Here is a 10,223-nt window from a genome sequence, read left to right as displayed (position 1 = left end):
GTTCAAAGATTCATCCTTCAAAGAGAGACTCTTTACTGACAGGGAATATCACTGGATCTTCAGGGATAAACCCTGTACTTTCTGCAGCGCCCTTTACAGAGCACTCCTAAATCTTCTGAAGAATCCATCGGAAGTGCATAAAATGGTATATGCAAGACATTACCGTTTTAACAGAAGAGTCGGAGAGGGGATAAGTGTTTTCAGTCCCGGTGATCCGCAGCCAAGGAACAATGTTGTTTACAATCCAGCTATACAGGCCAGACTGAACAGCCTTCTTAAGAGTTCAACAGAGGTGCATTATCTCTTTTCCAGATATGCCAAGACCAATAATGGTGTTTATGCTTTGATGGATATAAAGGGTCACAATACCGAGCGGTTTATCGAACTGCATAATATTATAAGTGAAGGTGTACACAAGGTGGAGGACACCGAGGAAAATGTAAACTCGCTTCTACTTGCGATCATGAACCCTGAAGACCAGAAAAATATCAAGGAATTCAAGTCCTTTTCAGACCGGATAGACTATATCAATATCCCCTATGTAATGGACATGAATACAGAGGTGAAGATTTATAAGAACACTTTTGGAAAACAGATCGAGGAGCGTTTTCTGCCCAGGGTTCTTACAAATTTTGCCCGGGTGATTATTTCTTCAAGGCTGACTACCCGTTCAGAGGCTCTTCTGGAATGGATTGGCGAAGCAAGAAAGTACAATCTTTTCTGTGATGACAACCTTCAACTGCTCAAAATGGAGATCTACTCCGGTGTTATTCCTCCGTGGCTGACAGAGGATGACAGGAAGAAACTCACTGCACAGAGACGCCGTAGAATTATCGCGGAATCGGATCGGGAGGGGGTCAGCGGGATTTCCGGAAGAGATTCCATCAGGATTTTCAACGAGTTTTACTCTACCTACGGCAAGCATGAAAAGCTGATAAACATGTCGATGCTCTGTGAATTCTTTACAAGAAAAAAAAGAGATCTCATGCAGTCTATCCCTTCGGGTTTCCTGGATTCACTCGTAAGAATGTACAATTATACCGTGCTTCAGGAAGTGAAGGAGTCATTATACTATTATAATGAGCACCAGATAGCCAGAGATATAATGAATTATCTCTTTGCCATTAATTTCGAAGCTCCGGCGAATGAGGTCTGCACCTGGACAAAAGATCATCTGAAAATTACCGATGACTTCTTCAACAGCATTGAGAGCAGATTTCTTGGTGCTGAGGCCGGGAGGGAGCATCGGCGGGAGTTCAGGGAAAGCACTCAGAAAGAGTATACCTCAAAGACTCTGACCCAGGAGATAATGCTGGAGAGAAAAGCAATTACCCAGACCGAGATTTTCCGCCGCCTGCATCAGAGATATGTTCAGAATATTAAGGAAAAGGTGCTGGATCCGTTTCTGGACAATGATAATTTCCGCAGGGCGATAAAGGATTACAATCTTCCCGACTTTAAGACATACGACAAGCGGATCAGGGTTGATGTACGATACCTCATCAGAAATCTTCAGCGAAAATTCGGCTATACTGAACAGGGTGCCAGAGAAGTCTGTATATATGTAATAGATAATGATCTGGCTCGTACATTTCCAAGCAGGTGAACCTTATCTGTTAATAAAATACTCTGCCTTGCACCACAAGCTGAAATATGTCATACTTTGAACTGGATCCGGGAGTATCCCGGGTCCAGTTTTCTCCCTTCTATTTTGAAATTCTTTTTTGCCCCTGATTCGGGGCTTGAGGTGATAGATTTTTGTATAAAACAGAGAGTGTATCCGATGTAGAGACCTTTGCTGAAAAGATTCAGCTCAGCAAAAGGGAACTTGAGATGATTTTTGATGTTACTCCGGAGTGCATCAGTGTGATCAACAAAGATCATCAGCTTATCCGTGTAAATAAAAGCTATGCCTCATCAGCAGGAAAGCCAATCAAGGAAATTCTGGGCTGTAAATGTTATAAAGTTTTCTGGAACCTGGATAAACCCTGTGAGAACTGTCCGGTTGAAAGGGCTTTTCAAACCAGTAATCAGGAAAGCAGGAAAAAGGCGGTACTTTGCGGGAAAAATGAAGTGAGATATTTCGAAACCTGTGCGTATCCTGTTCGAGGTGAAACAGGAGAGGTTGTACGGGTAATAGAGTTTATCAAAGATATTACAGATGAAAAGCGGATTTTTGAACAGCTTATACGTACAGAAAAGCTTGCCAGCATAGGGATTATGACTGCCGGTATTGCACATGAAATGAATAATCCTCTTTCCGGGATTTCAGGTACAGCGGTCAATCTTCTTCGTATGCCGGAAAAATACGGCCTTAACGAAAAAGGGATCAGCAGGGTGACTGCGATACTGGAATCTGCTGCACGGGCAACCACAATCATGAAAGACCTGCTCCATCTCTCCCGTAAGCAGAACAGTTGCAGTACACTGGTGGATATCAATTCCCTTATAGTAAAGACCGTAAATGCCATACATTTAAGAGGGGCTGGTGAGGTCCAGCGGAGATTCAATCTTGATGAATCGATAAAGCTTATCAGTTGTGATCCCTCAAAAATCGAGCAGGTTATAATTAATCTGGCCACAAATTCCATGCAGTCGATTCTGGAAAAGAAGGCCAGATGTCTGGAGTCCGGGAAGGAATTCAGCGGATTACTTGAGATAACATCGGTGCTTCAGGATGAGAAAGTATTGATAACATTTGCTGATAACGGAGTGGGAATTCCGGAGGAGAACCGTTCAAAGGTTTTCGATCCGTTTTTCAGTACCCGCCCGGCAGGTCAGGGAACAGGACTGGGGCTGAGCATCTGCCTGAAAATTATCGCTGAACACGGGGGAAGAATCTACTTTGAGTGTTTTGAGGACTCGACTGTATTCTCAATAGTGCTTCCCAGGGAAAGGAAAACACAACTGGATACTGCAATCCATCTGTGATCGGTTTTTTTATGAAAAAGCAAAAAGATCTGTCATCTTACCGTATACTGATTGTTGATGACGAGAAGGCAGTCAGGATGATGTTGTTTGACTACCTGGAAGTTTTTTATCAGGTAGAAACTGCTGAAACCGGGGAGCAGGCTCTGGCCATTCTGGCGAAGAGCAGATTTGATCTGGTGATATCGGATATAAACATGCCGGGCATAAGCGGTCCCCAGTTGCTCAGGGAAGTAAAGAGGAGATATCCTGGAACCAAGACTGCCCTGATCACTGCCTACAATATAGACGAATATATAAAAACGGCGAAAGATTACCTTATCACTAATATCATTCCTAAAACAGTGCCGTTCAATTTTGCAGAGCTCGATTCCATTATTTACGGCCTTCTTACAGGTGATATATTTGGCTTGTCAAGACATCTGCTTCAGGACGGTAGAATGGTGGACAGGATCTGTATAAAATCGACAAAGGATGCCAGGGTGGCCAGGGAACATATAACAGATATTTTTAACCGTAAATTTGGTTCATCCGGGGACATGAAGCTTATTCTCGATGAGATTATCACCAATGCCATGTACCATGCGCCTGTGCGGGATGATGGGGCGGAGAAATACCAGGAGTTTACAGAAATTGAACTGGAACCCGAAGAATATGTTCATATAGAATATGGCTATGATATCGAAAAATATGGTGTTGCAGTCAATGATTATCTCGGGAGGCTCACAAAGGAAACTGTGCTGTTTAAAATAGAACGGCAGATCACAGGTGAGGGTTTGCTTGACGACTCAGGGAGGGGAATACACATGAGCAGACTCTTCGCCGACAGGATGGTTATTAATATTGATCCAAATAAAAGGACAGAAGTGGTTCTCATTAATTATTTTTCGAACAAGTACCGAGGTTATAAACCCCTCTACCTGAATGAACTTTGATTATTTTTTCCGGATATGCAAAATTGATTCGATACTGTCGTTTTCACAATATCACTACTTTTAGTTCGAAATTGGTCTGTTTAAGTTCTTTTCAGGAGGGGGTGAAGGCGTGATTAATCGCTGCCATGGCAGAAAAATCAAACTTCAGGGTTTTAACAATCTTACAAAATCCCTGAGTTTCAACATCTACGATATCTGCTATGCACGCTCAAAGGCTTCACAGATTGATTATCTGGAGTATATTGACGAGGTTTACAACTCGGAAAAGCTCAGAAGCATTCTCGTTGAAGTGACAAACATAATCCAGGCAAAAATAGTCAATATCTCTACCCAGGACTACGATCCCCGAGGTGCCAGCGTCTCTGTGCTCATCAATGAGGGACATCATCCGCGGGAACTCGAGGATGTCATGTTTCACCTGGATAAGAGTCATATCGCTGCACATACATATCCGGAAAACAATACTAACACCGGTATAGCGACTTTCAGAGTTGATATCGATGTCTCCACCTGCGGGATGATATCTCCTCTGAGGGCTTTGGATTTTCTGATCGACAGCTTCGACTCCGATGTTGTTCTGATGGACTACAAGGTCAGAGGTTTTACACGTGATGTTAACGGACGCAAAGTGTATATTGATCAGGATATTACTTCCATCCAGGACTACATCTCCGATGAGATACTGGACAAGTATATTGCTTATGACATAAACATTGTATCTGATAACATCTTTCACAGCAAGATGATGCTAAAAAGTCCGAGGCTGGATGATTATCTTTTCGGCCCGGAGATAGAGAAACTCTCAAAAAAAGAACGCGCCAGAATTAAAACCCTCGTCAAGAAGGAGATGCAGGAGATTTTTGAATGCAGAAACATATTCGAACGGTAATTAAAGACAAGTATATCAAGCAGGGTCGAAGATTGCATATTGAAGCGCTGAATCCGTACTTTGGTTATTTCTATACGGTTCGAAAATCTCTGGTGAAAAGAAAGACAAAGTATCAGAATATTGAACTTATCGATACCGATGAGTTCGGCAAGGTTCTCCTTCTGGACAACATGACCCAGGTTGTTGAAAAAAATGAGTATCATTACCATGAACCTATGGTGCATCCCGCAATGTGTTCCCATTCCAGGCCTGAATCGGTGCTGGTGATTGGGGGCGGGGATGGAGGGATAATTCGTGAGGTCCTTAAATATCCTGTGGTGAAAAGGGTAGAACTGGCTGAGCTTGATGAGGATGTGATCAAGTTTTCCCGCAAGTATCTCTCTTCGGTACATGCAGGTTCTTTCGATGATCCCAGGGTAACAGTGAATATTGTGGACGGGAGGAAGTTTACTGAAACACATGCCGGAGAATTTGATGTCATTATAATGGACATGACAGATCCATTCGGGCCGTCCAGGTTGCTCTATACCCGGGATTTTTTCCGTAGTGTCAAACGGGCACTGAGAAATCCGGGCGGTATATTCGTGATGCATTCCGAGTCTCCGATTTCCAGGCCCGCTGCTTTTGCCAGTATCCAGAAGACGCTTTCATCAGTGTTTAATAACGTAAACCCGTTTTTTCTCTATATACAAATGTATGCAGTTCTCTGGTCAATAACACTCAGTTCCGAATCTGCAGATCCATCAAAGCTTAAACCGGCTGCAATTGACAAAAAACTGGAACGCTGCGGCATAAAGAATCTTCAAGTTTACACCGGAGACACTCACAAATCCATGCTTGCCAGGTTTCCTTACATCGGGCAAATATCAAAAAAGCAGGGACGTATTATAACCGATGCAAGACCGGATTTTCCCGATGATTTCCTTTTCTGATTAACAGAAGGACCCATAAACAAAAATGGATTTCAAAAGAGTTCAGGAGCTTGTTGCACAGCACGGAACTCCAGTGCTTTTTCTGTCCGAAAGCCGGCTCAAGGAGTCCTATCGTACCCTCAAAGCCGCACTTCCGGGTGTTTCTCTTTACTATGCAGTTAAATCCAATGCTACCCGGGAGATCATCTCCATTCTCGACAGCGAAGGCAGCTGCTTTGATGTCTGCTCAAACGGAGAAATAGATGTGCTCAGGGGATGCGGAATTACGGCCGACCGCTGTATCCATACCCATCCCATAAAACGCGACTCCGATATCCGTTATGCCCTGGAATACGGGATGCAGATATTTGTGGCAGACAATGAAGATGAACTGCTCAAGATGGTTCCGTATAAGGACAAAGTCAGGGTTCTGATAAGAATGAGTATTCAGAATCCCGGATGCCTTGTAAACCTCTCTCACAAGTTCGGTGTGGCTCCGGAGAAGACATTTGACCTTATACGTAAAGCACATGAGATGGGTCTGAGGATCGCAGGAATCAGTTTTCACGCAGGTTCACAAAACGAAAACTCTTTTAAGTACATCGAAGCGCTCCAATACTGCCGTGATATCTGCAAAAAGGCCGCCTTGAGAGGTATCGACATCGAAATCATCGATATTGGGGGAGGTTTTCCTATTGACTACCTGACCAAGGTTCTTCCAATGGCACGCTTCTGCCAGCCCATAAACGAGTACCTGGAAAGATATTTTTCAAGCTACCGTATTATCGCTGAACCAGGGCGGGTTCTGAGCGGAAGGTCGATGACCCTTGCAGCACGTGTAATGGGAAAATCACTGAGAAACGGGGTGTGGTGGTATTATCTCGATGAGGGTGTTTACGGATCTTTTTCCGGGAAAATTTACGATCATGCTGAATACCCGATGTTTGTAGCTAAAGATGGGGAGAGGTATAATTCTGTACTGGCCGGGCCCACATGCGATTCTATCGATATACTTTACGAGAATATCAGTCTGCCGCTGCTTGACATAGGTGATCTGATAATTTTTGAATCCATGGGTGCCTATACTTGCGCGAGTGCTTCGGCTTTCAATGGTTTCCCGAAAGCCAGGATAGTTGTTGTTGACTGAAGTGTAATCTTAGATTCACTAACCCTGAGTACAATCCAGCCAGCCTGAGTACATTGTAAAGGCTCTCTGGAGCAATAGAGATGTGTTAATATAGATGTTAAAAAAAGAAGTTTGTTGTCTTTCGACTGGAAGAGGTGATCTTATGAGCGTTGGTTTTCATCCTGAAAGCGGTTCCTCTCTGTGGATTCAAAACCTTGTCAACGGTCTATCCGGTCTGACTATCAGAGCAAAACACGCACTCTTCTGTGATTCCAGTCCTTTCCAGAAAATTGAAGTTTTTGATACTTATAGTTTCGGAACCGTATTGTGCCTGGGAGGCTCAGTAGTGATTACTGAACTCGACAGTGACTCTTATCATGAGATGATTGTACATCCGGCCATGATTATGCACAAAAAACCGGAGCGTATCTGTATTATTGGTGGCGGAGATGGGGGGTGTCTGAAGGAGGTCATCAAACACGATGATGTCAAGACGATTGTTGTTGTTGAAATTGACAGCATGGTGAAAGAAACAATAGACAGGTTTTTCCCTGCCCTTGCCAAAGGATTCCAGGACAGTAGGGTAGAGGTTGTTTTTGATGATGGTTACCATTATCTGAAAAAAAATAAGAAACAGTTTGATGTGATAATCATTGATTCTTTTGATCCGGGTGGTCCTGTACAGTCTCTGGAAACCGTTGATTTTCAAAAGGTTGTTGCCGGCAGGCTTGCAGAGGATGGGATTGCGGTATTTCAGACCGATTCTCCTACAGTGAAAGGTGAATTCCTTCGAAAAACGATTCAAAGTGTTTCCCCGTTTTTTAAACACCGTAAGCTTTATTTCTGCTCCATGCGTTCATTTCCGGAAGGGGTATGCAGTTTCCTGATCTGTTCAAAAAATGCTGAAGTCTTAAAGAACTTTGAGAAACAGCGGTACGCCTCGATTGCCAAATTGTGCACATATTACAATGATGATGTGCATGTGGGTGCTTTTTTGCTGCCACAGAATATTAAGAGGCTCCTTAAATGACAGGAGGAGGAAGCTTGTTTTCGAGTCCGGCATTAAATATCTTAACATTAACGGTGTCTTGCCTGCCCGAAAAGAATTCCCCATGGAAATCTTAAAGCTACTGTGGATCTTGATATTTTTCCTTTTTTCGCTCAATTTAATTTTCATTTGGAGCAAGATATACGTAATCTATAAAAGGTTGGATTCTTTAACGGCAGTACTCAAGAAGATTAGTAATTTAGAAGAAGAATTCCACAAATCGCGCAAGACTGAACCTAAAGCTCTTTGACAGTTCGATATACAGAAGAAGAACATCATTTTATCAGCTCTGTAATCAGAGCACATTGAAAATACCCGTTTTCTGAATCCGGAATATGTTTTAATACCGGTTCAGAAGGTCCGGAAAGGGGGTAGAGGGCAAAAGAAGATTATTTTTTCCGGAAGTGAATTAATAAGTATGTAAACCACAAACAATCAGAATCGTGTGCATCAGGGTGGAATAAATCCCGATTTTTTGCGCCGGGCCCAAAGAGGCCTTTCTATTAAAATATAAGAGCGCGTTTCAATACTTAGAATGCACAGATAAACATTATGGAGAAGTAACAATATGGAATTAGCAGCAATCATTACGACATTAGTGGTCGTTTTACTGCAAATAATAACATTATCGCATGTGCTTGGTACCAGAAAAATGATCAGTGAACTTGGTAGACAGAAGTCAAACCCCTCATCTCATGGTGAAAGAAGGGAGCGGGAATTCCGGCACAACAGAAGGAATTCACAGGATAACAGATCAAAATCACAGAACCAGAGCACGACCACTGCTGCTGTCGATCCGGTTGAGAAATCATTACGTGACATCAATTTGAAGTTAAAGAATGCAGAGCGCGATCAGGAATTCGCGCGCAAAAAAATGCATGATAATTTCTCCAAGGATCACAACAACAGAAGAAGAGATGGTGGAAGAGGCGGAAGAGATTTTCGTAATCGCGATCGTGACAATCGTGGCAACGACCGCCGTGGAAACTGGAATGAAAGAAACCGCAGGGATAATTTTCAGCCCAGCGGCAATGTCAACCAGGAATCCGAGGAAAAAATCGAGCTTAAAAATGTAACCGAACAGCCTCTTGAAATTACACCGGCAACTGCAGGTCCTGATTTGACTCCCAGCGATTTCGGAACAGAAGAGCTGCAGCATGGACGCAAATTCGGGGATAAGCGCAGAATGTTTAGCGCTGAGCCACAGACTGAAAATGATTCGCCGTCCATTGTTTCCCAACCTGTACAGGAACCGGAAACTCAGGAGAAAAGTGAGGAGATTGCCCAGATGACTTCTGAGGAGACGACTGCAGAAACAGAGATCAGATTTGGTCGCAGGTAAGAGGAGTTTTTTGGAATTTAAAGGCCCGGTATCGAGAGATACCGGGCCTTTTTTTTGGTGCGCCCGGCAGGGCGCAGACACTTGGTGGTGTAAGTCCATTGCTTGAAGACCGATACATGCCGAAAGCCGTACTGAAGGTAGAAATACCTGAGGCAGAACGGCGGAGTCCGGATGTTAGGGATTCCTACGGTAGTGGATCGGTTGATCAGTCAGGCATTGTATCAGGTGGTGAAGCCAATATTTGAGCCTGAATTCTCAGAGCACAGTTATGGCATCATAGAAGGGCGTAGCGCATAACAGGCAGTCATGCAAACGCGGGACTATATCAAGCAAGACTATGACTGGGTTGTAGACATAGACCTTGAGAAATTCTTCGATAGAGTCAACCACGATGTCCTCATGACGCGCATTGCAAAGAAAAATTGCGGACTGAGCGAAGAGTAAGCGTGGAAATCTGCCACAAACGGAAGAGGCCCATGGTGGAATGCAGGAGCAAAACACATGAATTTTGCACTACCCAAGTTTCACTTCGAACAAATTGGACTCGTGTCACTGTATGACGGAATTGTTATTAATCATTAACACTTTACGACCGCCGTATACGGAACCGGGGGGTGATTACCTCTGGGAATTTTCCTCAGAGATGAATTAAGAACTCTGGATAGGATCACAGTTTCACCCCGCAGGTAAATTGTTGATTTAGCCTCGACAGCCCTCAAATCCGAGACATCACCTCCCATTTTTTTTCTCAATTCCACAAATAATTCCCAAAATCTTCAGGCATGAACACAGCTAATTCACTGTTGTCTCTAATTAGAGGTCAAAAAAGGAAGGATTTAACAATAGAGGTGATCGGGTATTAACCAATACCGTCCTTTATGGATGTAGAAGAACAGCGTAGTCTACGTGCAAACCATCTTTTTTAGAAAGTCCAGTTCTTTGATTCTGCAGCTCCGGGAGATCATCTTCGAAACCGCTGATCCACTCACCCCCAGATAAGTGGCCAGATTGATACAGGAAAAACCGAAATGGCTGACTCCAACC

8 protein-coding genes are annotated in these 10,223 nt (G+C 43.5%); all 8 read left to right on the top strand.

Translation table 11 applies throughout. From position 1 onward, the window contains the following. Positions 1 to 1,606 (top strand): serine protein kinase PrkA (locus GX089_04440; protein ID NLP01723.1); only part of this gene is annotated, 1,606 nt, incomplete at its 5' end. A 152-nt stretch (positions 1,607 to 1,758) separates the two neighbouring features. Beyond that, positions 1,759 to 2,931, top strand: coding sequence for a PAS domain-containing protein (locus GX089_04435; protein ID NLP01722.1), 1,173 nt, complete (start codon positions 1,759 to 1,761; stop codon positions 2,929 to 2,931). Between the two features lie 11 nt (positions 2,932 to 2,942). Continuing rightward, positions 2,943 to 3,863, top strand: a complete 921-nt coding sequence (locus GX089_04430) for a response regulator (GenBank protein NLP01721.1) — start codon at positions 2,943 to 2,945, stop codon at positions 3,861 to 3,863. 109 nt (positions 3,864 to 3,972) lie between these two features. After that, positions 3,973 to 4,752, top strand: a complete 780-nt coding sequence (gene speD, locus GX089_04425) for an adenosylmethionine decarboxylase (protein ID NLP01720.1) — start codon at positions 3,973 to 3,975, stop codon at positions 4,750 to 4,752. Further along, the gene (gene speE / locus GX089_04420; GenBank protein ID NLP01719.1) at positions 4,728 to 5,684 is read left to right on the top strand and encodes a polyamine aminopropyltransferase; all 957 of its coding nucleotides are present in this window, start codon (positions 4,728 to 4,730) and stop codon (positions 5,682 to 5,684) included. The genes speD and speE (GX089_04420) overlap by 25 nt, the downstream gene beginning before the upstream one ends. Positions 5,685 to 5,709: 25 nt before the next feature. Next, on the top strand, positions 5,710 to 6,810 hold the full coding sequence (locus GX089_04415; protein NLP01718.1) for a type III PLP-dependent enzyme: 1,101 nt from the start codon (positions 5,710 to 5,712) through the stop codon (positions 6,808 to 6,810). 142 nt (positions 6,811 to 6,952) lie between these two features. Further along, positions 6,953 to 7,819, top strand: coding sequence for a polyamine aminopropyltransferase (speE, locus tag GX089_04410; protein NLP01717.1), 867 nt, complete (start codon positions 6,953 to 6,955; stop codon positions 7,817 to 7,819). Positions 7,820 to 8,405: 586 nt separating this feature from the next. Continuing rightward, positions 8,406 to 9,179 carry a hypothetical protein gene (locus tag GX089_04405; GenBank protein ID NLP01716.1) on the top strand — a complete coding sequence of 258 codons (774 nt, stop codon included), beginning with the start codon at positions 8,406 to 8,408 and terminating at the stop codon, positions 9,177 to 9,179. The last annotated feature ends 1,044 nt before the right edge of the window (positions 9,180 to 10,223 follow it).

Source organism: Fibrobacter sp. (assembly GCA_012523595.1).
Taxonomy (GTDB): Bacteria; Fibrobacterota; Chitinivibrionia; order Chitinivibrionales; family Chitinispirillaceae; genus JAAYIG01.
The sequence above is the reverse complement of the archived record's forward strand: the minus strand, read 5'-3'. Positions and strand labels throughout refer to the sequence as shown.